Here is a 25,307-nt window from a genome sequence, read left to right as displayed (position 1 = left end):
GGGCGGGTGCGGCCAAAACCAGGGTTTTGCCCCGCTGCCGAGGCCTGATGCGACTCGCTCAGGGCTGTGTGTGACCGTCTTGCTTGAGCTTGGCCGCCAGCGCACTCAAGGTCTTGTAAACCTCGCCAGCAGGCGCGCTCCAATCCTTCACCACCGCCCCTTGCGCCTGCACCACCGCTGTGTCGCCACGGGCGGCAGGGCCAGTCAACGCCTGCGCGGGGCCCATGGCCAACACGTTGTCGACTGTGCTTTTGAGCAAGGCCTCGGTCAGCGGGCGCATCAGCTCGGGCGGCACGCCAGCGCTGCGCCAAGCGTCTTGCGCGATGCCTTGCAACACCACGGTGAAGTTGCTGCTGAACACCGCTGCTGCGTGGTACAGCGGTTTGTCGGCACTGGCGATCTCAAAGCAGCGCCCACCAATGGCGGTGAGCGCGGTGTGCAACCAAGCCAGCGCGGGCGCATCGCCCTCTAGCCCGCACGGCGTGCCTGCAAACTGGCGCACGCCCGTGTGGGGAGAAGCAAAGTTGAGCACGGGGTGCGCACTGGCCACATGGCAGCCCAAAGCCTGCAAGGGCTGCAGCACGGCAGCACTTAAAAAACCACTGTTATGAAAAACGATAGCGCCTTTTAGATGGGCCCCCTGCGCCTCGGCCAAAGCCTGCGCGGCCACAGCCACTTGGGCATCGGGCACGCTGAGCAGCCACACATTGGCGGCACGCATCTGAGCCAACTCCGTGGCAGCCGTTCCCGAGCCAACAAACTGCACCGCTTGCTCGGCACTGCTGAAGCTGCGGGAATACAGGTCTTGCACCTGCACTTGGGCGTGCTGATGTAACAAGGCCGCGAGGGTTTGACCCACGCGGCCACAGCCGATGACGTTGAGCGTGGTCAATCAGGTCTTGGGCAGTGTGACGCCCACTTGGCCTTGGTACTTACCGCCACGGTCTTTGTAGCTGGTTTCGCACACATCGTCTTTGTCGCTCTCGAAGAACAACACTTGGGCACAGCCCTCGCCTGCGTAAATCTTGGCGGGCAGCGGCGTGGTGTTGGAGAACTCCAAGGTCACATAGCCTTCCCACTCGGGCTCAAACGGCGTGACGTTGACGATGATGCCGCAGCGGGCATAGGTGCTCTTGCCCAAACACACGGTCAACACGTTGCGAGGAATACGGAAGTACTCCATCGTACGGGCCAGCGCAAAGCTGTTGGGCGGGATGATGCAGACATCAGATTCGATGTCCACGAAGCTCTTGGGATCAAAATTCTTCGGGTCCACCACCGTGCTGTAGATGTTGGTGAACACCTTGAACTCGGGCGCGCAACGGATGTCGTAGCCATAGCTGCTGGTGCCGTAGCTGACGATTTTTTCGCCCGCGGCGTTCTGACGAATTTGGCCTGGCTCGAAGGGCTCGATCATGCCGTGCTCTTGCGCCATACGGCGGATCCATTTGTCTGATTTGATACTCATGGCGTCATTTTAGAGGGGTTAGTGATCGCCCTCGGCGAAGCGCTCAAAACACAGCTTGAGCTCATGGATCCACTTTTGACGTTGGGCTTCGGTCACAAAGCTGGCCTCAAAACTGTTGCGTGCCAACACATAGGCGTGCTGGGCGGTGAGGCCCGCAGCTTCAAAGGTTTGCACAAAGTTGTCGTTGATGTAGCCGCCAAAGTAGGCGGGGTCATCTGAGTTGATGGTCACACACAAGCCCGCGTCTAAGAGCTGGCCAATGTTGTGGTCTTTCAAATCAGGAAACACGCACAGCTTTTGGTTGGACAAGGGGCACACCGTCAGTGGCGTGCGGTCTTTGGCCAAACGCGCCATCAACGCGGCATCGTGCACGGCTTGCACGCCGTGGTCGATGCGTTCGACACGCAGCACATCCAAGGCGCTCCACATGTAGGCAGGCGGCCCCTCTTCGCCCGCGTGGGCCACGAGGTGCAAACCATGTGCGTGCGCCAAGGCAAACACATTTTTAAATTTCTCGGGTGGGTGCCCCACTTCACTAGAGTCCAAGCCCACGCCGATGAACTTGTCTTTGAACGGCAAGGCCTCTTGGAAAGTTTGCAATGCGGCCTCTTCGCTCAAGTGGCGCAAGAAACACAAGATGAGCTGCGCACTCACGCCTAACTGAGTCTGTGCATCCGCACACGCACGGTGCAAACCGTTGATGACCGTGGCCATGGGCACACCGCGTTCGGTGTGGGTTTGCGGGTCAAAGAAGATTTCGGTATGCACCACGTGGTCCGCCGCTGCGCGTTGCAGATAAGCCCAGGCCATGTCATAAAAGTCTTGTTCGTGCAGCAGCACGCTTGCGCCTGCGTAGTAAATGTCGAGGAAGCTTTGCAGGTTGGTAAAGGCATAGGCCGCCCGCAAGGCTTCGACATTGGCGTAAGGCAGCTTCACACCATTGCGCTCAGCCAGCGCAAAGATGAGCTCGGGCTCTAACGAGCCTTCGATGTGGATGTGCAGCTCGGCCTTGGGCATTTCGCGCAAGAGCTTGGGCAAATTGACGGTGGCAACAGCGTGAACTTTGAACATGGCAGTCTCCTAACAAGACTTCATGCTACCCAAGAATTGCGTCGCAAACAGTTTGACTCCCTCCAAATCGAAGGCATTTTTCCATCTTGGTGCCAAACAAAAAATAAGCGCACAAATTTAGGGACGATGGCCTGTTTTGAAAAATAGATGCACCGAGATGGAAGCCTTAAAAAGTGTATACACGTTTTAAGTAGCTGGCATGCAATTCGCAATAGAGGCTGTGTCTCTGTTCAACACATCCATTTATCGGGAGCTACTTCATGAAAATCTCTAAACGACTGATGCTCAGCGCATCTCTGGCGCTTGGCTTGTCAGTGGTCACCGGCTTGAGCCACGCGCAGACAGCGTTAGACAGCATTCAAAAAAGCAAGCTCATCAAGATTGCCATTCCCACAGACTTCCACCCCTATGGTTTCGTCGGCATCGACCTGCAACCACAGGGCTTTGACATCGACATGGCCAACTACATTGCTCACAAACTGAATGTGAAGGTGGAACTGCTGCCTGTCACCAGCGCCAACCGCATCGCTTATCTGCAAACAAAGAAGGCTGACTTGGTGATTTCAACCTTGGGGAAAAATCCTGAGCGCGAAAAGGTCATCGACTTCACGTCCGCGTATTCACCATTTTTTCAAGCGGTGTTTGCACCCAAGGCACTCAACATCAAATCGTTCAACGACTTGGCTGGAAAGTCCGTCGGCGTCACACGCGGCGCCATGGAAGACCAAGAGCTGACCAAAGTTGCACCTTCGGGCCTCGACATCAAACGGTTTGAAGACAACAACGCCACCGTCTCAGCCTTTGTCGCAGGTCAAACGCAATTGATTGCCACAGGGGCATCGGTCGCGGCCAACATGATGCAACGCAACCCACAGCTCGGCGCTGAATACAAGCTGTTACTCAAAGACAGTCCTAACTTCATTGGCATTGCCAAAGGTGAAGATGCGCTGCGCCTCAAAGTCAACGCCATCATTGCTGAGGCCAAAAAATCAGGTGACATCGAAAAGATGGCGCAAAAGTGGCTCGGCCGCGCGGCTGGCAATTTGCCTGAATAAAACGAAAGCGCACGATGCCCATTGCATTGGACTTTGCGGCCGTTCTTCAAGAATGGCCTCTTCTACTCAAAGGCATGGTCTGGACCTTGGGTTTGACCACCATCGCTGCGGTGCTGGGCTTGGCCCTTGGCATTGCAGCGGCGTGGACACGGACGGAGGGTTCTGGTGTGGGTCGACTACTGCTGGCGATGTATGTGGAATCCATCCGAAACACGCCGTTCATCGTGCAACTTTTTTTCATCTTCTTTGGTTTACCGGCCTTAGGCGTGAAGCTCTCACCCGAATGGGCTTCCGTCATCGCCATGGTGATTAACTTAGGCGCCTATTCCGCTGAAATCGTGCGAGCCGGAATTCAAGCGACACCGCGTGGCCAAGTTGAAGCCGCGCTGAGCTTGGCCATGACACGCGCGCACATCTTCACACGCGTGGTGCTGCCACCTGCATTGCAGCGGGTGTGGCCTGCCTTGGTGAGTCAAATCATCATCGTCATGCTTGGCTCTGCCGTGTGCGGACAAATTGCCACCGAAGAACTGAGCTTTGCAGCCAACTTGATTCAAAGCCGAAACTTCCGCGCCTTTGAGGCGTTCATTGTGGCGACCGCCTTGTATTTGCTGTTGTCCATCACCGTGCGTGATGTGCTCAACCGCGTGGGTCGTCTCTTTCTGTTTGGAGGTCGCCGTGGTTGAGTTCTCGCTCTGGGACATTCTTCGCAACCTCCTGTTGGCTGCACGCTGGACGGTGGTGCTGTCGCTCATCGCTTTCTTAGGTGGCAGCGTGGTTGGTCTTTTGTTGTTAGTTGCACGCACCACACACATCAAATTTTTGCAGCGTAGCGTTGCAAGCTATGTACAGATCTTTCAGGGCACGCCCTTGCTGATGCAACTGTTTTTGGCGTACTTCGGCATGGCCATGCTTGGGGTAGAAACCTCTGCCTGGGTTGCCGCCAGCGTCGCGCTGACGCTGTACAGCAGTGCGTTTTTGACCGAAATTTGGCACGGCTGTGTCAGAGCCATTCCCCGTGGTCAATGGGAGGCTGCACAAAGCCTCGCCATGAATTTTCGGGAGCAACTTCAGTACGTGGTGCTGCCGCAAGCAGGTCGTTTGGCCATTGCACCCACCGTTGGTTTTTTAGTGCAAGTCATCAAAGGAACGGCCTTGGCCTCTGTCATTGGCTTCATTGAATTGACCAAGGCTGGCACCATGATTACCAATGCCACCTTCAAACCTTTTGTCGTTTACAGCTGCGTTGCCGTGATGTATTTCTTGCTGTGTTTTCCCATCAGCTTGTACGCACGCACCTTAGAAAGAAAACTCCATGCACACCGCTAATCACACGTCTTTGGCTGTTCATATCCAAGGGCTTCGTAAATCGTATGGCAACCATGAGGTGCTCAAAGGCATTGACCTGAGCGTGAAGCCTGGCGAAGTCATTGCCATCATTGGCAAAAGTGGCTCCGGAAAAAGTACCTTACTGCGTTGCATCAATGGTTTAGAAACATTCCAACATGGCAGTTTGGCTGTGCAAAACCAAGCCTTGGTCTACAAAGATCCGGTAGCCATGCGCGCTTTACGGCAACAAGTTGGGATGATTTTTCAGTCCTTCAATTTATTCCCGCATTTGAGTGTTGGCAAAAACATCATGTTGGCACCCAGCTTGATGAAGCTCTTACCCAACGAACAGTTGCAAGGGCGCGCGCAAGCGTTGTTGGCACAAGTCGGATTGGCTGAAAAATTCGAGGCTTACCCCGATCAACTCTCAGGCGGGCAACAGCAGCGTGTGGCCATCGCTCGCGCATTGGCCATGGCACCCAGCATTTTGTTGTGCGACGAAATCACATCTGCACTAGACCCAGAGTTGGTTGGTGAAGTACTGGCCGTGGTCGAGTCATTGGCACAAAACGGTATGACGCTGCTGATGGTGACACACGAGATGAACTTTGCCCGCAAGGTGAGCGACCGAGTCATCTTCATGCACCAAGGCTTGGTTCATGAAATGGGCACACCGCAAGAATTGTTCAATGCACCCAAGACGCCTGAGTTGCAACAATTTTTGTCATCACTGCATTAAGACAAGAAATCAGCGACGCGACGCCCAACGCTGCGACAGCAAGCCCCCCACCGCCAATTGCAAGGGGTGATACAACATGATGGGAATCAGGATCAAACCCAATGCAGGATTCGCACCAAAAATCAAATGCGCCATGGGCACCCCCGATGCCAGTGTTTTTTTAGAGCCACACAGCACAGCCGCAATCCGGTCCTCCTCTGACAGGTGCATGAGTCGAGCCGAAAATTGCATGAATTGGTAAATCAAAAAGAACAACACACAGCTGACCACCAATGTTTGAATGAGCACGCCAGCGCCATATTGATGCCAAATGCCCTGTTGCACCGAATCACTGAACGAGGTGTACACCAGGGTCAAAATGGTCAAGCGATCCACAACTTGAATTTGACCTTTGTGACGCGCAGCCCACTGGTTGAGCCAAGGACGCGACAATTGCCCCACGATCAACGGCAAAACAACCCACATCAGCAAATCTACAACCACGGGCCACACATCCAACGGTTGGCCCTCGTGCCCCATGACCCAAGCCATCCATAGTGGGGTGAGAACCACGCCCATGAGCGCAGACAAGGTGGCGTTGAACAAGGCGACTGGCACATTGCCTCGTGCAGCCACCGTCAAAGCTACGGAAGATGACACAGTCGACGGCAACGCACACAAATAAAAATACCCCAACAGCACGTCTGGTGAGATCCAACGTTGTCCCACCTGCATCAGGCCTAGACCCAGCAACGGAAAAACCAAGAACGTGCTGGTTTGAATCAGCACATGCACACGCCAACGTGAAACCCCTTGGCGCAAAGACGCCATAGAAAGGCTCAGACCATTGAGATAAAACACCAAAGCAATGCCCAATTTGTTGAGTACCTCTGGATGCAAGAAGCCGCCTTGGGAGCCTGGCTCAGGAAAGACAAAGGCGAGCACGACCGCTGCGATCATGCCTTTCAAAAACCAGTCAAATTTCATACATCTCACCAAGCAGATACGCAACCATCACTGCGTGGATCTTCTCCACCCTCAATCCAACCCGTCGGGTGTAACACTAAGGCACCTGCGTGCCCCATGCGCTCATCAAAATCAGCCACAACCTCCACCGGATGTCCCAGCGCTTTGAGCCCTTCAATCACCTCGGCCGAATAACGTGACTCCACCTTCAACGACGTACTTTGCTCTGCCCATGTGCGGCCCAACAGCCAACGCGGCGCGGCCACAGCAGAACGCACGTTGTGGCCACCCCACACATAACGCGAGAACACAGCAGCTTGCGTTTGAGGCTGCCCCTCCCCGCCCATGGTTCCGTAGACCAACAAGCGTCCATCATCTAATTGCGCCATCGCTGGATTGAGTGTGTGAAATGGCTTGCGCCCGGGCTCCAAGCTGCGCAACTTGCCAGGTTGTAAATCAAAAGAACATCCCCGGTTTTGCCACCAAAAACCACTTTCAGGAAGCACCACGCCACTACCGAATTCAAAATAAATACTTTGAATCATGCTGACTGCGCGTCCTTGGTCATCCAACACACCCATCCATGTCGTGTCGCCATCCGAGTTCGGAGCGGGCCAAGGACTGGCTTTGTCAATCGGCACAGCATCGGCCAGTCGTGTCACCACGTCTTGATTCAGCAGCGTGACCGGGTCCACCGCCATATGCGAGGGATCGGTGACGAAACGGTCTCGCACGATGAACGCTTGCTTCGTCGCTTCCACCAAAGCATGGATACCTTCGATGTTGTCGGGGTTCCAACCTTGTTGGCGAATCCGGTCATACACCCCCAAGATCAGCAAGGATGCCAAGCCTTGTGTAGGCGGGGCCATGTTGTAGACCGTGGCATCAGACAACTTCAAAGACAAAGGCGCTTTCACTACGGCGTGATGGTTGGCCAAATCTTGCCCGGTGATGGGGCTGCCCACGGCAGCCAAATCGCGTGCAATTTGCTGCGCTAATTCACCGCGATAAAAGTCGTCCGCACCGGCTTTGGCCAATTGCGTCAAAGTGGCAGCCAAGGCGGGGAATGCATGGCGATCGCCATAGCGTGGCACTTGGCGCTGTTCATTCAAGAAGGCTTTGGAGAATCCGGGTTGCTCTTGCAACTCGGCTAGTTTGTTATTCGTGTTCGCCTCTTGGCTGTGCGTGACAGGAAAGCCTTCACGCGCGTAATAAATGGCACTTTCCAGCAAGCGTGCAAATGGCAACCGGCCACCCCAATTCGCTTGGCTATAGGCATAAGCGGCGCCCCAGCCCGAGATGGTGCCCGCGACCGTATTGGCAGCCAAGGGCCCACGCCATGGAATGCTGGCCATATCGCCGTACAAAGCCCGGGTCACACCTGCACCCGCAGCACCACACGCATCAATCGACTGCATCGGTTGACCTGGCGCATGCATTAGCCAAAAACCATCGCCGCCAATGCCTGTCATATGGGGATACACCACTGCCAATGTGGCGGCCACCGCAATGGTCGCTTCAATGGCGTTGCCACCCTCACGCAAAATTTCAAGACCCGCTTGCGAAGCAAGTGAATGCGGGGCAACAACTGCACCGCGTCGTCCAAGAATAGGGTTCATCAAATGCTCCAAGAAGATGACACGTGCGCTGCCGCGCTACGTGCCGATAAAAGATGGCCGCGCATCTCGCGGTAACACGTCACGACATCGCGAGCCATTAAGGCTTCGACAATGACTGAATGTTCTTCGTATGACGCAGACATGCGCGCTAGGTTACGAAACTGGGTACGTCGGAACGTTGAAATTTTGTGACGCAACCCTGTGATGATGTCAATCAACACAGGGTTGTGACAGCCGTGGATGATGACTGTGTGCAAATCTCGGTTGATGGTGTCATAGGCGTCTGCATCTTGGTTTTGAATGGCACTTCGGCTTTGCGCATGCAACTCACACAAACGCTGACGCTCTGCCTCAGTCATACGCAATGCCGCATGGCGGGCACAGGTAGCCTCTAACTCGCCAATCACTTCAAACATTTGGTCCAGTTGAACCGGCGTCATCTCAGCCACGACCGATCCACGGTTAGGACGGTAGGCAACCAAGCCCGTGATCGCGAGCTGTTTCAAAGCTTCGCGCACTGGTGTACGTGAGACCTGAAAACGTGCAGCCAAATTTGTTTCATCCAAACGCTCGCCGGGCAAAAAAATGCCCATGGCAATGTCATCCGCTATTTTTCGACACACCTCATCGGCCAAGCCGCCTCGGCCACGTGCGACAACAGCGGTACCGACCGAGGTCATCGCGCCACCTGAGACACAGCCACGGGATGCCAACAGGCCAAGGTGCATACACCTGTGGTGACCGTTAACGGCACCTCTGTTTGGCATTGATGCGTGGCCTGTGCACAACGTGCAGCAAAACTACAACCCTGAGGCAAGTTAGACAAGTCAGGGGGCGAACCTGGCACAGCCAACAAGGGCTTACCTTTATCTTCCGCACTCACCGTCGATGCCAACAAACCTTGGGTGTAAGGATGCATGGGCTGACGAACCACTTGTGCTACGTCTCCCATCTCCACAATCCGTCCGGCATACATGACAGCAATACGATCGGCCACCTCAACAGCAGCGCCAATGTCATGTGTGACAAAAATCACAGACATGCCTGTTTCTTTTTGTAATTCACGCAACAGCAGCAAGATTTGAATTTGCACTGTCGCGTCCAAAGCCGTCGTAGGCTCATCCGCCAACAACAGTTGAGGACGACACAGCAGGGCCAGTGCGATCATGGCGCGTTGACGCATGCCGCCCGAGAGCTCATGTGGGTAAGCATCAAAGCGTCGGCGGGCTTGTGGGATTTGCACACGCTCCAGCATGTGCAAAGCTTGGTGTTGGGCGGTCTGCGTGTCCACGCCATCGTGGGCCTGAATCGCCTCCACCATTTGTTGACCAATGGTGTAAACCGGATCAAACGCTAACCCAGGCTCTTGAAACACCATCGAGGCAATACCCCCTCTGTAGTGGTTGAGCTCACTGCCTTGCATAGACAGCACATCGTGACCCGCCACATGAATGGCACCGCCCATCTGGGTTGTCCGTTCTGGATGTAAGCGCAGCAATGTACGCAAGGTCACACTTTTTCCAGAGCCTGATTCGCCAAGCAAGCCCAAAACTTCGCCTGGTGCCAAATCAAAACTGACCTGGTTCAAAGCCTTGGCCTTACGGTGTCCGGTGAACTGAACCGTCAAGTCTTTAACGGAAACAAGAGGACGTGTCATGCCTGAGCTCCTTCTCCGGAGTGGCCGGACTGTGCATCGTTCATGTGGCAAGCCACGATGTGTTCAACATCGCCTTTGACGGACATCAACACAGGTGTACTTGACGCACAAACGGCTTGGGCAAACGTGCAACGGTCACGAAAGCGGCAACCGCTGGGCGGGTTGATCGGGTTTGGAGGATCACCGCTCAGAGGTGACTTTTGTGTACGCTGACTTGGGTCCATAGAAGGCACGGCGGACAACAAAGCGCGGGTATAGGGATGCGCGGCTTCACTGTAAATTTTCTCAACGGGTCCACGTTCTACAACTTGGCCAAGATACATCACCATGACTTCATCGCTGATGTAATGCACCACGTGCAAATCGTGCGAAATGAAAAGATAAGTCAGCTGACGTTCTGCTTTGAGTTCTTGCAACAGGTTCAACACTTGTGCCTGCACCGACTTGTCGAGTGCGGCGACCGCTTCATCCAAAATCACCAAGCGTGGATGAAAAGCCAAAGCACGTGCAATGTTCACGCGTTGGCGTTGACCGCCAGACAACTCGTGGGGGTAGCGAGAAGCAAACTGATCGGGCTCTAAGCCCACGCGGGCAAGTAAAGCACGCGCCTCATGCATCGCTATCTCTGTCGTCATGCCATGCACTTGAGGGCCGTACGCAATGGTCTCGACAATGGTCAAGCGGGGATTGAGCGAGGCAAATGAATCTTGAAAGACCATTTGCAAATTACGACGAAATTCTTTCAAGGCAATACCGCCGTATTCGGCAACCCCGTCCCCATCGAAGACCATGCTGCCGCTGTCTGGTGGCATGAGTCGTGCGATGAGTCTTGCCGTCGTGGATTTACCGCAACCCGATTCGCCCACGATACCCAAAGTTTTACCTTTGGCGACCGAGAAGCTGACACCGTCTACGGCATGCACAAACTTTTTCTCACGCTCGAACATGCCTATGCGAACAGGGAAGTGCTTTTTCAGATCCTGCACCACCAACAAGGGTTGGGCAGGACCACCGCGGTCTTGCACGTCAAGAATAGAAGAATCAGTCATCGGCGAATGTCCATGGCAGAGCGAACCCCATCTGCCAACAAGTTGAAGGCAATGGAGGTGATGAAGATGAAAGCGCCTGGCAATGCAGCAATCCAAGGGTTGTTATAAATGGCAGAGCGCAAGGTGTTGAGCATCAAGCCCCACTCGGGTTCAGGTGGCTTCACACCCAGCCCCAAAAATGACAAGCCAGAAGCCAAGATCATGCTGACGCTCAGCAAGCCTGTGGCATACACAAACACAGGGCCGAGCACATTACCCAACACATGTACGCGAATGATGGAGAACGAACTCGCACCGCTCATGCGTGCAGCTTCGATGTAATCCAACTTGCGCACCTGTGTGGTCACGCTTTCGGCCACGCGTACCACCTGCGGGACAAACACCAAGGTCAAGGCAATCAAGCTGTTGCTCAAGCCTGGACCCAAAGCCCCCGAAATCGCCACAGCCAATAGCACCGAGGGAAACGCGTAGAACACATCAAGCACGCGCATGATGACCATGTTCACACGGCCGCCAACATAGCCCGCAAACAAGCCAATGCTGGTGCCGATGAAAAATGCGGCAAACACGGGCACCACGCCCATGAGCAGCGACAAGCGGCCACCGTACATCAGGCGCGTCACCATGTCGCGTCCGAGCTCATCCGTACCCAACAAATAACCAGGGCTACCGATCGGTAACAAGCGTTTGAGCATGCTGGCTTTGAACGGGTCAGCTGGCGCCAACCAAGGTGCAAATACTGCTGCACAGATGATGAGCAAAAGTACCACCGCACTCGCCATGGCCACAGGCTCTTGGCGCAACTGGCGCGCCACCACATGCCAATAGCTGCGGTTAGGAATAGAGGTTGTTAAAGAAGTCATGTCTTTCTCTTAACCACGACCCATGCGGGGGTCGATCAGCGGCTGCAAAATATCCACCAATAAATTCAACACCACAAAAAACATGCACAACACCAGCAAGGTGCCCTGTAGCAAAGGAATGTCACGCTGAAAAATGGCAGTGTTTAGCAAGAAACCTGTACCCGGCCATGCAAACACCGTTTCCACCAAGATCGAGCCACCCATGAGGTACCCCACTTGCAGACCAGCCACAGCCAACACAGTCGGTGCTGTGTTTTTGGCCACATGGCGAAACACGGCTATCCCACTCAAACCCCGGGCACGCAAGGCCACCACAAACTCTTGCTCCAACATGTCTGCCACCAAAGCGCGCACGGTGCGGGTGATGATGCCCATCGGAATCACCGACAAGGTGACAGCGGGCAACACGAGGTAGCGCATGTGATCCCAGTCCCATGACCAATCGGCAGAACCCCCAGGACCTGCGCCCATCGCGGGGAACCAACCGAGCCACGTTGAGAAAATAATTGTCAACACCAAGCCTAGCCAATAGTGGGGAATGCTCACCCCCACCACGGACAAAGCAGTGGCAGCGCGGTCAATGCCGCTGCCATGTTTATATCCCGCAAGCGCCCCGAGCACACAACCCACCAACACCCCTAAGCCAGAGGCAATGCCTGCCAGCAGCAAGGTGTTACCCACGGCACCAAACACTTCGGTCACCACCGCACGCCCTGAGGCGATGGAGGTGCCCAAGTCGCCTTGTACTGCCCGCCACAACCAAAGGCCGTATTGCACAGGCACGGGACGGTCGAGACCATAAGCGCTTTTGAGAGCTTCGATCACGTCAGCCGGAGCGTCAGCTGGAGCAATGGCATTGAGCGGATCGCCCGGTGCCAAGTACACCAACATGAACGACACCACGGTGACACTGAGTGCGATGGGTAAGGCGTACAAGAGACGCTTGAGGATATAGGTCAGCATTTATTTCATGCGAATGGTTGTGAGGTCTTGGAACCAGTGTTGTGCTTGCACAAACTCTTGAACCTTCGGCGACATGGCATGAGGGTTCACGTCATGCACAACCCACAGCATGAGCGCATCGTCCACCATGGTTTCGTGAATTTCAGCGAGCAGCTTGTCTTGAATCTTGGTGTCAAAATTCTTACGAATGGTGTCAATCGCACCGTCCACTTTGGGGTTGTTGTACCCACCCCAGTTCACCCCGTTTGGCGCGATGTAACGGCTGTCCACAAAGCGTGTGATGGCATAAAACGGGTCGGCGGTGACATAGCCCAAGTTGATCGCACTGATGCCTTTGCCGGCATTCATCTCAGCCTTGGCACCGTTGCGCCAGTGCAGGTACAAGTTCTCTAACTCAACCACTTCAAACTCCAGCTGAATACCGACCTCAGCCAAGCTTTGTTGAATGAATTCGTTCATCGGCAAAGACAACATTTGACCCGTACCGCCCTGCGCAATGATGACTTTGGCTTTGAGTGGTTTGGCCGGGCTGTAGCCCGCTTGCGCCATCAAGGCCTTAGCCGCTTTGACGTCGTAACCAATCTTGAACGATGGCTTCCCAAACCATGGGCTGGTTTTGTCGAGCTGACCTTTAGCAGGTGTCGCCAAGCCATTGAGCAACTTCACAATCGCATCACGGTCAATCGCCAAGTTGGCTGCTTTGCGCACGCGAATGTCGGTCCAAGGCGAACCCGGCAACGTGGAAAAGTGATACGGCCACACATGCGGCGTCACGTTTTGCACCAGTTTGAAACCTGAGCTTTTGAGTTGCGGCAACACATCCGGTGGCGGCGTTTCAATGATGTCAACCTGACCGTTCAACAAGGCGTTGGCACGGGTCATGGCGTCTGGAATGGGCATCAAAATGATGCGATCCGTTTTGGCAATGCGGTTTTTGTCCCAATAGGCTACGTTTTTCACCAACTCAGCGCGTTCGCGCGGCACTAATTTATCGAGCTTGAAGGGGCCTGTGCCCGAAGGTTGGCTGGCCAACTTGCTCCAGTCGCGACCCAGCTTTTCCCACTGTGCGGGGCTTGAAATCAAGAACCAAGGCAGTTGGTACGGAAAGAGCGCGTCCACATCTTTGGTGGTGATCTCCACGGTGTATTCATCCACCACGCGGTATGACGCAATCGATGGAATACGGGGACGCACTTGCGCACTTTGCTTCGCGTCAAATTGAGGCGACTTGTCGGCCAAGACTTTGTCCAAGTTCCACACCACAGCGTCAGCTTTGAGCTCTGAGCCATCATGGAACTTCACACCTTTGCGCAGGGTGAATACCCATTTCTTGTTGTCTTTAGGATCGACCTTCCAAGCACTGGCCAAACCTGGCACCAACTTACCCGGACGAGTGCCAATGTTGGCTTCCCAAGCAACCAGCGGGTCATACAAGGTGTGACCAGTGAATTGATATGCGCCTGCTCCACGATCGGGTTGACCCGTGGTAAGCGGGATGTCCGCCATAGAGATGCCGTAACGTGCAACGGTCTCCGCTTGCACACCTGCGCTAATCAGCATGGCGATGGGCAATGCGACCAGCCATCGAGGGAGTTGCTTGCGAACAGATTTCATGAAATGCTCCAAAGTGAAAAGAACACTTCATAGATTGCATGCAACGTGCCAATTTTGAAATTTTTAATTTGTTTTTTCTAGTTCGTTGTTTTCAATGTGTTTTTCGAAAATTGCACTCATTCAAAAATTATCAGCACGTCAAATTGGGATGGTTCCGTTGAATTGATTGCATGCAAGCGCACCAAAATCGTCCAAAAAATTCTGATGTGCACACAAATTCTGTGCACGTGAATGCAACCTCAATTGGCCGCAAGCCGTCGTGCTTGATGTATTTGATGCAAGGTGATGTTGCGCACTTGCGATTGACTGGCTTGAATATGGGAAGTCAACAATGTGTTAACGGCATCGGCTTGTCGCCCCAACACAGCTTGCAAAATTCGCGCGTGTTCAACGTACGTGGCTTGGATGCGGTCTTGCAGCGTGAAGTCCAAACGGCGCACGCTGCGAATGCGCTCACTGATTTCTCGGTGTACACGCAACATTTCGGGATTCCCACAGGCTTGCACCAAAGCGATGTGAAAGGCCTCGTCCCATTCCGCCACGCACGCACGATCGGTGCACCGCTCGTGCTCGTCCACCATCCAAATACGGGCTTGTTCAGCCAACACCCTCAGATCGACGGCGTGTGCTTCGGGCTGGCACAAGCGTTGAACAGCCGTGGTTTCAATCAAGATGCGCAAATCATAGAGGTGGTCAAACTTTTCAAAGTCAAACGGCTTGACTTCCCAGCCGCTGCGAAAGTGCACATCCACAAAGCCTTCTTGGCGCAAACGAAACAGTGCTTGCCGAGCCGGCGTGCGTGACACCTGATGTCGATCGCACACTTCCATCTCGGTGAAGCGGTCACCTGGCAACCACCGAAATTCTGAAATGTCGCGCTTAAGTTGCGCGTACACCGCATCCGCGCGCGAAGGGTCACGCACCGGATGTTTGACACTCATGCCAACAGGCTGACGTGTGCGGCCACTACGCGCCAACCTTCAGGCGTGCGAACCCAGGTTTGGCTTTGGCGTCCGGTTCGCTCGCTGCCCACCCTTTGAAATTCGGTGTTGGCGGTGGCAAAGTCGTGGCCGTAGGTGGTGATGACGATGTTCATGCGTTCGCGTGCCAAGCCTTGCGAAGGACGGCTGGCACGAAAGGCTTGAATAGCGTGATAACCATACAAATTCTCAGTCGCGCCGTAGCGCAAGGTGTGTGGGCTGTTGTGAAACAACTCATCCAACACCTCCACCTCGTTGTGCACCAGCGCATGCTCATACCGCTCAAAGGCGGCACTCACCTCAGCGACCACGTCGGGTAAATTGATGTCCATTTAAAACCCCATTTTTTTCAAACCTGCTGCGCCACTTTGCGACAGCACATGGGCCACACGAAATGCGGCCTCTTCACGCCAAGGCGCAGCAATCACTTGCACACCAAGGGGCATGCCCTCGGTGCCGTTGGGCCACATAGGTGCCACCACCACAGGACAGCCTGCGAAAGAAATGGGTTGCGTGAGTAAACCCATCGCTGCGCGGCTGGGCAGTTGTTGCCCATTCAAATCCAACCATTCGGTGCCAATCGTGGGTGCACTCACGGGCGTGGCGGGTGCCAGCAACACATCCCAATCTTCAAACAAGGCATTCACTTTTTCGCGGTAGATACGTCGAAAGCGTTGGGCTTGCACATACCAAGCTGCGGGCTGCAATGCCCCAGCGATGAAACGGTCGACCGACAAAGGCTCCATCGCATCGGCTTGTGTGCGCAAATGGTCTAGGTGCAACTGCCCACCTTCACTGGCCGTGATGATGAACGCCGCAGCACGGGCCATGGCGGCTTCAGGCCAAGACAGCGTCTGCGTCACACCTAAAGCGTGGGCAGCGTCTTGCACTACCTGTCGTGCAGGTGCCGTCGCGAAGTCGTGAAAGTACCCATCCAAAACACCGATGCGCAAGCCATGCAAGCCGTGATGCAGAGTCGATGACACCGGCTCCACACGCTTGGCGTGGCAGCCTGGGTCATACGCGTCGACACCCTGTAAGGCGTCGTAGGCCAAGCCCAAACCTTGGAGCGAGTCGGCAAAGGGACCTAGATGGTCAATGCTGTGCACAAACGGGTAGGTGCCACGCCTTGACAAGCGCCCAAAGGTGGGCTTCAAGCCCCACACGCCACACAAAGAGGCGGGCACGCGAATGGAGCCATTGGTATCTGACCCCAAGGACAACGGCACCTGTCGTGCTGCCACGGCTGCGCCCGAGCCACCAGAAGATCCGCCTGCAATTCGGGAGAGATCGTGCGGGTTGTGGCTGGGGCCGTAATGCGTGTTCTCGGTGGTGAAGCCATAGGCGAACTCGTCCATGTTTAAGGCGCCCACCAGCACGGCACCCGCTGCTTGCATCTGCTGCACCAAGAAGGCGTCGGCCTGAGCAGGTGGGTTGGTTTGATTCACGGTTGAGCCTGCCAAGGTGACCGTGCCTTGGATGTCGTAAAGGTTCTTCACCGCATAAGGCACACCAGCCAAAGGTGGCAAAGTGTCACCACGCGTTCGGCGTTGGTCAATGGCCTTGGCCTCTTGCACCGCACGCTCAAAGCAAGGCGTGGTGAAGGCGTTGACCTTGGCATCGGTCGTCTCAATGCGTTGCATGTAGGCGACCAACACCTCGCTGGCCGTGAACTGGCCGTTGGCAATGCCTTGGGCCACTGCCTCGGTGGAAAGTTGTTGTGTATCCATGGTCAATGCGACTTGGGGCAAAAGATTTCAGCAGGCTCATCGGCAGGCGTGAGATGTGCACCTTCCAACATCTGAGCCATGGCCACGGTGCGGTGCAGATGGGCGGCCACACGCGCTGCGCGCTCGGCCTCCAAGGGAATGCCCAGTGCCTTGGAAGAGGCGAGCACAAAGGCCAAGGTCTCTTGCTCCGTCATTTACGCACCTCGCGTTGGAAGATTTCAAGGCTGAGTTTTTTCGCATCGATGAAGCTGGGTTGTGTCAGCGTTTCGATGGTGCGCGGACGCGCATCGTTGTAATCCAAAATTTCAGCCACTTGAGTGGGACGCTTGGTGAGCAACAAAATTTGGTCTGCCAAATATACGGCCTCTTCCAAGTCATGCGACACCAGCAACATGGTGGTGCCGGTCTGCATGAACACATCTTGCAGTTTTTCGCGGATGAACAAAGTCATCTCAAAGTCCAACGCAGAAAACGGCTCATCCAAAAACAGCACTTCAGGCTTGGGCGCCAAAGCTCGCATGATGGACGCTGTTTGTTGCTGGCCGCCTGACAACTCATAGGGGTAGCGGTTGAGGTCAAACTTCACATCGAACGAAGCCACTAACTCTTCCATACGCTGCGCGACTTCGGCTTTGGACTTGCCTTCCAGCTTGAGCGGATAAGCGATGTTGTCAATGGTACGCATCCACGGAAACATGGCTTCACGGTAGTTTTGAAACACGTAGCCAATTTTGGTTTCGCTCAAAGATTTGCCATCAAACAGGATCTCACCACTGTCGATGGGAATCAACCCCGCGATCATATTGATCAAGGTGCTTTTGCCGCAACCGTTGGGGCCAAATACCGAGACGATCTTGTTCTTGGGAATGTCCAAGTTGAAGTTCTCATACAGCGGCCAACCCGCAAAGTATTTGGTCATGTTGCGGATGGTGATGTGGGTGCCCGCAGGACCCGGCACAAAAGGTGCGGGTGCTGGATCGGGCGCCATCATGGGGTTGAGGACGACGCTCATATTTATCTTCCACTCCAATGCACGATGCGTTTTTCCAGCACCAAAAACACAATATTCAACACATAACCCAAAGCCCCTGCCGCCAAGATGGAGGCATACATGTCGCGCACATTCATCACCTGTTGCGAGTCGATGATGCGGTGGCCCAAACCTCGCTCTGAGCCAATGAACATCTCAGCCACGATGACGATCACCAAGGACATCGACACCGCGCTGCGCAGCCCCACAAACGTGGGTTGCAAGCTCTCCCAGATCAACACGTCTTTGAAAATTTGCCAACGCGTTGCCCCCATCACTTTGGCAGCCATGACGCGTTGCTTGCGCGCATTGATCACGCCATAGGCACTGTTGAACAGCACAATTAAGAGCGCACCAAATGCGGCAATGGCCACCTTGTTGATGTCAGACACACCAAAGATCATCAAGAACAAAGGGATCAACGCCGACGAGGGGGTGGAGCGAAAGAAGTCAATCACAAACTCCACACTGCGGTAAGCCCGCTCATTGCTGCCCAACAACACGCCCACGGGCACGCCCACCACAGCGGCAATCAAAAAAGCCTCTAAGGTGCGGATCAAGGTGTAGGCGAAGTCGCCCGACAAGCTGCCACCCGCCATCCCTACGAACAGCGTGCTGAGCGTGGTCCAAGGTGATGGCAACAAGATGGGCGGTATGAGCTTGAAGCGCACCACCAGATCCCAAATGATGAACAACACCAAGGGGCCCAGCATCGGCATCAAGCGCCAAGGACTCCAGCGACTGGCCGACGGAACCGTAGGCGGCACAGGCGACGCCAAGCCCTGTTGTGCCGCATTCATGAAAACAGCGGTGGAGGCTTCGTGCATGGTTTAGCCTTTGTAGAGCATGGAGTCGACCATCAGGCGCGAGGGAAAGATGCCCTTGTCTGAGAACAAGTCAAAGAACTTCTGGAAGTGTGCAATGTCTTTCGCTGTGAACTCGTTGTACAAGGTGTAGGCGGCCAAGGGCACCTCGGCGGTCAACGCACCTTCGATCGCCGTATAGCCCTTGAGGTATTGGCGGGCTTCAGCCGCGTTGCTGCGCACCAAGGCGATGCCTTTGGCGTAAGCCGTGACGAATTTTTTGGTTTCAACGGGATACTTTTTGACAAACTCTGCCGTCAAAGACGCAGAGCCACCAAACCAAGGGGCCGTAGCATCGCCCAAGATGTATTTAGAAATCACACCAGCTTCCAATACGCGGGTAGTGTTGTTCAAGCGACCAATCGTGCCGGTGGGCTCCAAGGTGTAAACCGCATCGACTTGACCAGCAGCCAAGGCCGCTACGTGTTGACCAATGGGCAACTCAATCACGATGGCGCCTGTGGCACCTGCGCGCTCCAACACAGTTTTCGCCAAAGTCAGGTTTTGAATGCCAGGGCCTGATGCAACTTTTTTGCCTTTGAGTTCAGCCATGGTTTTCACAGGGCTAGCCAAGGGCACCAAGAACTCGTCCAGTACGTTTTTAACGTTACTGGGGTTCGATGCAAAGATCTTGAAGGTACCTGGTGCTGCGATTTCACCTATCGCCAAGTTGGCCGACCCGGTCCCGTTGGCGCTGCCGTCGCAACGACCCGCCAACATGGCTTCCATGATTTGTGCGGCACCGGCAAACTTGATACCTTCCACATCTAAGCCTGCTTCTTTGAAATAGCCTTTTTCCAAAGCGGCATAGAAAGGCAGACCCGCCGCAATGGGCCAGTAACCGATGCGTATTTTGGGAGTTACATCAGCATGGACGATGGCGGGCGCACCGATAAGGCCTAGCGCAGCCGTGGCGGCGCCAGCTTGCAACAGTTTGCGACGTGAAGTGGTCACATGGGTCTCTGTGGTGTTGAGATGGGCAGTCATGAAAGCTCCTAGACGTAGATGAAAAAGTGAATGAAGAATTAGGTGGATGTGTTGACGGCGATGCTCGCGATATACGCGCGCCAACCGCCGAAATGCGTGATGTCTGTCGCTTCGATCAAGGCTTGGGGCTCACACAGAAAGCCTTGCACCGTAGAGCCATCGGCAAGTTCCAAAGTCCCAATGCCTAGCGGCGCTGGGATCAACGCGACAAATGAGCCGTAATGGGCCACGGGCATTTCCCAAATTTCCAAAGCAATGGGTGCCCCCTGCCCTGCCTCAACACGCAACAAACCAGGCTTAGGTGGTTGTGAGTTGGGCAATGCAAAGAAACGGTAGTCAGGCGCCGTATGCACAGACCCCACCAAACGTGCGCCGCGTGCGGTCAGCTGTTGATTCAAGGGCATGCCACTGAGGTGCGCCCCCACGACGGCCACGCGAATGGTGGCTGGCGTTTGCAAATCAGCAATGACACGAGGCTCAGGCAATGGCACATCGGTGGCGCCTTGCAGCAAGCCCGTCGCGTGGTGGTAGCGCTGGCCTAAGTCGGCCAATTGCCAATCGCTACCGGCACGGCCAATCAAGGTGATGCCAAACGGCAAACCATCGGCACGAATTTGACTGGGCACAGACAGAGCGGCGTAGTCAAACAAATTGACGAAGTTGGTGTACTGCCCCAAGTTGCGGTTGCACACCACAGGGTCGGCCTGCATTTGCGCAATCGTGTAATGCGTGGGCGCGGTAGGTACGAGCAACACGTCCATTTGCTGCCACATGCGTTCGGCTTGTTTCTCAAGGCGCTTGAGTTCGATCTCTGCGTGGATGTAGTCTGCCGCGCTGTACTGACGCCCCTTGGCGATGATGCTGCGCACGGGTTCGATCACGTCCGCTTCATGGACATCAAAGAAGGGCTGTACCGCGGCGTAGCGTTGACTGACCAAGGCGCTCTCGTACAACATGGCTGCAGCTTGGGCCAAAGGCGCATAGTCGATGGTGACGGCTTGTCCACCTAAACGCGTGAGGTTTTGAATGGCCTGCGCAAAAGCCGCCTCTGCCAAAGCGTCGCCAAAGAAATTCAATGCATTGGGCACACCAAATCGAAAGCTAGCAGGCAAAGCTTGAGACGCCATGGGTACGCGACACGAAAACGGGTCAGCGTCGTCATAGCCCATGCAGGCACGCAAGACATCAGCAGCCACCGCCACTGTGCGCGCAAAGATGGATACACAGTCCACGTTTTGTGCAGCAGGCACCACACCCCGCGCAGAAATCAAACCACGCGACGGCTTCAAGCCCACGATGTTGTTCAGGCCAGCAGGCACACGGCCAGAGCCTGCAGTGTCGGTGCCTAATGCAAAGTCAACTTGACCTGTGGCCACCACATAGGCGGAGCCTGAACTAGAGCCCCCAGACACATACGCTGGATTGAACGCGTTGGGTACGGCCCCGTACGGTGAGCGCGTGCCGTTCAGTCCACATGCAAATTGATCGAGGTTGGTTTTGCCTTCTAAGCTCGCACCAGCCTCTAGCAAGCGATGCACCACCTGCGCATCTTCACGCGCGGCATAAGCGAATGTGGGGCAGCCTGCTGTGGTGGCAACGCCCAACACATCCATGTTGTCTTTCACTGCGAAGCGCAAACCTTGCAAAGGTCCACCGCTTTGCTTAGGCGTTTCAGCCTGCCCGTTCGCAGCGTATGACATGCGCGTGATCCATGCGGCATCACCGACGTGCTCCAGCACAGCTTCTGTGCTGCGTGTGATTCCTGTGAATTGCCGTGACACCATCTTTGTGCATCCCATCTTGTATTCAAGATCAAACGCAAGCTGCGTGCCAAGATTTAATAAATCGGGTTTTTAGTCACCAATCGACAAGTGCTGTGAAAAAGTAACGCACTTGTGCACGCTGCACTTCACCAGTGAAAATTTTATTTCTAGCATCAAACGTTAGTGTGCGGATCGAATCAAATTCCGCACCACGGGATAAATTTGTGCATCCCAGCGCTTGCCATTGAACACCCCATAGTGGCCCACGCCCGATTGCAAATGGTGCGTTTTTCGATACGCGGGCAGCATGCTGCACAAATCTTGCGCAGCCAAAGTTTGGCCCATGCCACAGATGTCGTCACGCTCGCCTTCGACGGTGAGCAAAAAGGTTTTGCGAATGGCTTGCAAATTCAAAGGACGGCCACGGTAAGTCATCTTGCCGGTAGGCAAGGTGTGCTCTTGAAACACTTGCTTGACGGTCTCTAAATAAAACGGGCCCGACAAATCCATGATGGCGAAATACTCTTTGTAAAAATCGCGAATCACATCGGCTTTTTCGTCCTCGCCATTCACGCGGTGTTCATAGAGTGATTTGAACGATTGGCGATGGCGATCCATGTTCATATTCAAAAACGCCATCAGCTGCATGAAACCTGGATACACGCGACGCCCGACGCCCTTGAAGTGCAGCGGCACCATGCCAATCAAATTGGCTTCAAACCATTCAATCGGTTTGCTCATGGCCAGCTCGTTCACCCCTGTGGGGTTCACGCGCGTGTCGATGGGGCCAGCCATCAAGGTCAGAGAAGCAGGTTGGCAATCGCTGCGGTCTTCGGCCAACACCGCCGTGGCCGCCAAGCACGCAACCGTGGGCTGACACACGCCCATCAAATGCGCATTGGGCCCAAGGTGCTGCATGAACCAAATGATGTGTTCGACGTATTCGTCCAAACCAAACTCACCCTCGCTCATCGGAATGTCACGGATGTTGCGCCAGTCCGTCACATATACCTCGTGGTCTTGCACCAGCGTCTGCACGGTGCCGCGCAACAAGGTAGCGAAGTGTCCCGACATCGGCGCCACGAGCAACAACTTGGGCAAGTCTTTCGCGTCTTCGCGGCAAAACCGCACCAAGTCGCAATACGGCGTTCTAAAACTTGTGGTCTCCATCACAGGCACGCGTTGACCTTGGGTGTTCAACACGCTCGCAATGTTGAAAGAAGGCCGCGTGTGCGTGAAGCCCAGCAAAGCCACCTGTTCGTAATACGCAGCCATGCGTTGCAAAGGCGTGATGCGCTTGTCATCAAACCAATTCAAACTGATCTCGCGCGCATGTTCGGCGAATTTTCGAATCGGGTCTGACACATCGGCCACCGTTTGGTAGTTGTGATAAATCATCGCAGCGTCTCCACGCCTTGCAGCGTTGTCTTGATGCAATGAGAAGTGCAAGACGCGTGCCACGGGATGGCATATCTCTTGCAATGTGAGTTGCACCGCACACAGATGCACCAGAAGGCAACCATGGCCAAAACCACGCTCACACTCAGCAGCAAGAATTACTCGTCTTGGTCATTGCGAGGCTGGCTCATGGTCAAGCTCTCGGGCATTCCCTTCGAGGAAACACCCGTGTCCACCGACAACGTGGACGCACGCGCCGAGCTGTTGCTGCTCTCCCCTTCCATTCTTGTGCCTTGCCTGAACCACGGCAGCGCACGCGTGTGGGACACGCTAGCGATTGGCGAGTACCTCAACGAAATCGCACCAAAAGCAAACCTACTGCCCACCAACGCGGTGCACCGTGCACATTGCCGGTCCATCTGCGGCGAAATGCATTCGGGCTTTTCAGCCCTGCGTGCCTCGCTGCCGATGAACATCAAAGCCAAATTCAGCAAATTCAAAGTGTGGTCTAAAGCACAGCTCGACATTGACCGCGTGCTCTCCATTTGGCGCGACTGCCTGTCTACTTACAAAGGTCCGTACTTATTTGGCAAGCAACCCACACTGGCCGACTGCATGTTTGCACCGGTGGTGACGCGCTTCATCACCTATGGCATTGCACTCGACCCCGTGTGCGAAAAGTACTGCCAACACATTTTGTCGATGCCCGAGATGAAGGAGTGGATGGCAGCCGCAACTGCAGAGCCTGATGACATTGAAGAACTTGAAGTGGAGTTTTAACCATGAGTACCGCTGTTTCTAAAACCATTGCCTACGAGAGCAACACCGACTTCTCTCACGTCAAACCCGAAGACACCCAGTTTTTGCCCGGTGGCTTGCGCGACTTCTTTGTGTATCGCGACCTCGGCGTCGCCGCTGCCACGCGCGGCAAGGTGATCGCGCACATCGCCAAAGCCAATATGCCACCCGACAACGGCACAGGCTGGCACTACCACGTGGCCGAATTTCAGATCGTCATCATGCTCAAAGGCTGGGCGCGCTTTATGTATGGCGAGACACCCACGCTGGTGTCAGCAGGCGACTGCGTGCACCAGCGCCCAGGCATCATCCATTACTTGTTCGACTACTCGCCTGACATGGAGTATTTGGAAATTGTGGGACCTGCGGACTTTGAGTCCATCCCTGTCGAAGGGCCGTGTGCGGTACCTCAGATCACACCTTGGGTGAAGTAAAAAAAAGACCACCCGAGGGTGGTCTTTTTTGGGGCGTCACACTTGATTAGAAGTGGTATTCGGCGCGGACCATTGGTGTCTTAGCGAATGCGCCTTGACCTGCGGCACCGTTGTGGTCGTTGCCAAACTTGTTCTTCCAGTATTGGTATTCAGCACCAACTTTGAAAGTTTTAGGAGCTGCACCAATTGCAGAGCTCATGTCATACATCACTTGCATATCGATGTTAGTTTCAGCAACTGTATTGCCACCAAATTCGTCTTTACCTTTGGATGCAATGTAATTTGCAAAACCTTCAAAAGACAAAGGTACTGAGGCGATGCTGAAAGGAATGGCCCAAGAAGCAGTCAACATGGGATGGGGTTCATAGTGGTAACGATCTGTATTGAAGTAGCTGCTTGATTGAGTGTTGTAACCAGATGGTGCATTGCTTTCCCACAATTGCAACAAGCTCACATTCAAAAAGCCAGCAGGCACATCCAACATCACAGTAGGACCCGCCACGAACATTTCTTTCTTGGAGTTGTAGCCAGCGTCATTCTTCGTATTGAAGTCAAACCCACTGGTAAAGCCCAAACCGCGAACGCCTGTCGTTTTGAACGATTTGCCTGAAACTTTTTCAAAATCTAAAGTGTTGCGATAAACCACGTACACCTCATGCGCGCCAGTTTTAGAACCGTAAGCAGAAGGATCCGTTTCATTAGATAACAGCAAGTCTGCATTGAAAAAATTGCTACCGTATTTAAAACCACTGGCGTGAGTCAAGCCAACGATATTTTTTGTAACAGCGTTGGTGTTGAAGGGCTCCGCAAAGTTGGTACCACGACGCAAGCTGATCGACGTATCGCTCCACTCAGCAGCTTGCACGCCAACTGCAGCAGCAGCCAATGCAACGAGCGCAATTTTCTTTTTCATTTTTAGTTTCCTTCAGGTTAAAAAAATAGATATGCAAAA

The 25,307-nt window shown here is 54.5% G+C and carries 27 protein-coding genes; 6 read left to right on the top strand and 21 right to left on the bottom strand.

The window, feature by feature from the left end; all coding sequences use genetic code 11:
- Positions 1–58: 58 nt before the first annotated feature.
- Genes QMG15_RS03275 through QMG15_RS03265 form a run of 3 tightly spaced genes read right to left on the bottom strand, consistent with a single transcriptional unit; the run spans position 59 to position 2,539 of the window.
- Complete coding sequence (locus tag QMG15_RS03275) at positions 59–892, bottom strand: Rossmann-like and DUF2520 domain-containing protein (RefSeq protein ID WP_281789488.1); 834 nt, start codon at positions 890–892, stop codon at positions 59–61.
- Complete coding sequence (dcd, locus tag QMG15_RS03270; protein ID WP_100132599.1) at positions 893–1,468, bottom strand: dCTP deaminase; 576 nt, start codon at positions 1,466–1,468, stop codon at positions 893–895.
- Positions 1,469–1,486: 18 nt separating this feature from the next.
- Entirely contained in the window at positions 1,487–2,539 is a 1,053-nt protein-coding gene (locus QMG15_RS03265) for an adenosine deaminase (RefSeq protein WP_281789487.1), read from the bottom strand.
- 260 nt (positions 2,540–2,799) lie between these two features.
- Here QMG15_RS03265 and QMG15_RS03260 point away from each other — a divergent pair, with 260 nt between their 5' ends.
- Genes QMG15_RS03260 through QMG15_RS03245 form a run of 4 tightly spaced genes read left to right on the top strand, consistent with a single transcriptional unit; the run spans position 2,800 to position 5,662 of the window.
- Positions 2,800–3,594 carry a transporter substrate-binding domain-containing protein gene (locus tag QMG15_RS03260; protein WP_281789486.1) on the top strand — a complete coding sequence of 265 codons (795 nt, stop codon included), beginning with the start codon at positions 2,800–2,802 and terminating at the stop codon, positions 3,592–3,594.
- Positions 3,595–3,608: 14 nt separating this feature from the next.
- Positions 3,609–4,280 carry an amino acid ABC transporter permease gene (locus tag QMG15_RS03255; RefSeq protein ID WP_281789485.1) on the top strand — a complete coding sequence of 224 codons (672 nt, stop codon included), beginning with the start codon at positions 3,609–3,611 and terminating at the stop codon, positions 4,278–4,280.
- Entirely contained in the window at positions 4,273–4,923 is a 651-nt protein-coding gene (locus QMG15_RS03250) for an amino acid ABC transporter permease (RefSeq protein WP_281789484.1), read from the top strand. The genes QMG15_RS03255 and QMG15_RS03250 overlap by 8 nt, the downstream gene beginning before the upstream one ends.
- A complete protein-coding gene (locus QMG15_RS03245; protein WP_281789483.1) occupies positions 4,910–5,662 on the top strand; it encodes an amino acid ABC transporter ATP-binding protein in 753 nt (250 codons plus the stop codon). Before QMG15_RS03250 ends, QMG15_RS03245 begins: the two co-directional genes overlap by 14 nt.
- Positions 5,663–5,671: 9 nt before the next feature.
- Here QMG15_RS03245 and QMG15_RS03240 read toward each other — a convergent pair whose 3' ends face one another.
- The 17 genes from QMG15_RS03240 to phaZ all read right to left on the bottom strand — a co-directional run bounded on the left by QMG15_RS03240 (position 5,672) and on the right by phaZ (position 23,123).
- Positions 5,672–6,628, bottom strand: coding sequence for a bile acid:sodium symporter family protein (locus QMG15_RS03240; protein WP_281789482.1), 957 nt, complete (start codon positions 6,626–6,628; stop codon positions 5,672–5,674).
- Positions 6,629–6,633: 5 nt separating this feature from the next.
- Entirely contained in the window at positions 6,634–8,226 is a 1,593-nt protein-coding gene (gene ggt / locus QMG15_RS03235; RefSeq protein WP_281789481.1) for a gamma-glutamyltransferase, read from the bottom strand.
- Entirely contained in the window at positions 8,226–8,906 is a 681-nt protein-coding gene (locus QMG15_RS03230; protein WP_281789480.1) for a GntR family transcriptional regulator, read from the bottom strand. The genes ggt and QMG15_RS03230 overlap by 1 nt, the downstream gene beginning before the upstream one ends.
- The gene (locus QMG15_RS03225) at positions 8,903–9,883 is read right to left on the bottom strand and encodes an ABC transporter ATP-binding protein (protein WP_281789479.1); all 981 of its coding nucleotides are present in this window, start codon (positions 9,881–9,883) and stop codon (positions 8,903–8,905) included. The genes QMG15_RS03230 and QMG15_RS03225 overlap by 4 nt, the downstream gene beginning before the upstream one ends.
- A complete protein-coding gene (locus QMG15_RS03220; RefSeq protein WP_281789478.1) occupies positions 9,880–10,932 on the bottom strand; it encodes an oligopeptide/dipeptide ABC transporter ATP-binding protein in 1,053 nt (350 codons plus the stop codon). Before QMG15_RS03220 ends, QMG15_RS03225 begins: the two co-directional genes overlap by 4 nt.
- Positions 10,929–11,795 carry an ABC transporter permease gene (locus tag QMG15_RS03215; RefSeq protein WP_281789477.1) on the bottom strand — a complete coding sequence of 289 codons (867 nt, stop codon included), beginning with the start codon at positions 11,793–11,795 and terminating at the stop codon, positions 10,929–10,931. Before QMG15_RS03215 ends, QMG15_RS03220 begins: the two co-directional genes overlap by 4 nt.
- Positions 11,796–11,804: 9 nt before the next feature.
- Entirely contained in the window at positions 11,805–12,758 is a 954-nt protein-coding gene (locus QMG15_RS03210) for an ABC transporter permease (protein WP_281789476.1), read from the bottom strand.
- On the bottom strand, positions 12,759–14,372 hold the full coding sequence (locus QMG15_RS03205; RefSeq protein WP_281789475.1) for an ABC transporter substrate-binding protein: 1,614 nt from the start codon (positions 14,370–14,372) through the stop codon (positions 12,759–12,761).
- Between the two features lie 239 nt (positions 14,373–14,611).
- A complete protein-coding gene (locus tag QMG15_RS03200) occupies positions 14,612–15,313 on the bottom strand; it encodes a GntR family transcriptional regulator (RefSeq protein WP_281789474.1) in 702 nt (233 codons plus the stop codon).
- Complete coding sequence (hpxZ, locus tag QMG15_RS03195) at positions 15,310–15,684, bottom strand: oxalurate catabolism protein HpxZ (protein WP_281789473.1); 375 nt, start codon at positions 15,682–15,684, stop codon at positions 15,310–15,312. Before hpxZ ends, QMG15_RS03200 begins: the two co-directional genes overlap by 4 nt.
- The gene (locus tag QMG15_RS03190; protein WP_281789472.1) at positions 15,685–17,082 is read right to left on the bottom strand and encodes an AtzE family amidohydrolase; all 1,398 of its coding nucleotides are present in this window, start codon (positions 17,080–17,082) and stop codon (positions 15,685–15,687) included. It lies immediately after the preceding gene.
- Between the two features lie 2 nt (positions 17,083–17,084).
- Complete coding sequence (locus tag QMG15_RS03185) at positions 17,085–17,276, bottom strand: AtzG-like protein (RefSeq protein ID WP_281789471.1); 192 nt, start codon at positions 17,274–17,276, stop codon at positions 17,085–17,087.
- Positions 17,273–18,094 (bottom strand): ABC transporter ATP-binding protein, encoded by an 822-nt coding sequence (locus QMG15_RS03180; protein WP_281789470.1) that lies wholly within the window; start codon positions 18,092–18,094, stop codon positions 17,273–17,275. Before QMG15_RS03180 ends, QMG15_RS03185 begins: the two co-directional genes overlap by 4 nt.
- A gap of 2 nt (positions 18,095–18,096) precedes the next feature.
- On the bottom strand, positions 18,097–18,939 hold the full coding sequence (locus QMG15_RS03175) for an ABC transporter permease (RefSeq protein WP_281789468.1): 843 nt from the start codon (positions 18,937–18,939) through the stop codon (positions 18,097–18,099).
- Positions 18,940–18,942: 3 nt separating this feature from the next.
- Positions 18,943–19,962, bottom strand: coding sequence for an ABC transporter substrate-binding protein (locus tag QMG15_RS03170; RefSeq protein ID WP_281789467.1), 1,020 nt, complete (start codon positions 19,960–19,962; stop codon positions 18,943–18,945).
- Between the two features lie 38 nt (positions 19,963–20,000).
- The gene (gene atzF / locus QMG15_RS03165) at positions 20,001–21,761 is read right to left on the bottom strand and encodes an allophanate hydrolase (RefSeq protein WP_281789466.1); all 1,761 of its coding nucleotides are present in this window, start codon (positions 21,759–21,761) and stop codon (positions 20,001–20,003) included.
- A gap of 144 nt (positions 21,762–21,905) precedes the next feature.
- Positions 21,906–23,123, bottom strand: coding sequence for a polyhydroxyalkanoate depolymerase (gene phaZ, locus QMG15_RS03160; RefSeq protein ID WP_108359356.1), 1,218 nt, complete (start codon positions 23,121–23,123; stop codon positions 21,906–21,908).
- Positions 23,124–23,246: 123 nt separating this feature from the next.
- Between phaZ and QMG15_RS03155 the strand changes: the two genes are divergently transcribed.
- Both QMG15_RS03155 and QMG15_RS03150 read left to right on the top strand, forming a co-directional pair.
- Entirely contained in the window at positions 23,247–23,903 is a 657-nt protein-coding gene (locus QMG15_RS03155; RefSeq protein ID WP_281789465.1) for a glutathione S-transferase family protein, read from the top strand.
- A gap of 26 nt (positions 23,904–23,929) precedes the next feature.
- Positions 23,930–24,355, top strand: coding sequence for a cupin domain-containing protein (locus QMG15_RS03150; protein ID WP_108402891.1), 426 nt, complete (start codon positions 23,930–23,932; stop codon positions 24,353–24,355).
- A gap of 46 nt (positions 24,356–24,401) precedes the next feature.
- On the opposite strand, the gene QMG15_RS03145 is transcribed toward QMG15_RS03150, so the two are convergent.
- Complete coding sequence (locus tag QMG15_RS03145; RefSeq protein ID WP_281789464.1) at positions 24,402–25,268, bottom strand: outer envelope protein; 867 nt, start codon at positions 25,266–25,268, stop codon at positions 24,402–24,404.
- Positions 25,269–25,307: the final 39 nt, after the last annotated feature.

This window comes from Limnohabitans sp. INBF002, from assembly GCF_027924905.1.
Taxonomy (GTDB): Bacteria; Pseudomonadota; Gammaproteobacteria; order Burkholderiales; family Burkholderiaceae_C; genus Limnohabitans.
This window is presented reverse-complemented; position numbering and strand designations above follow the sequence as displayed.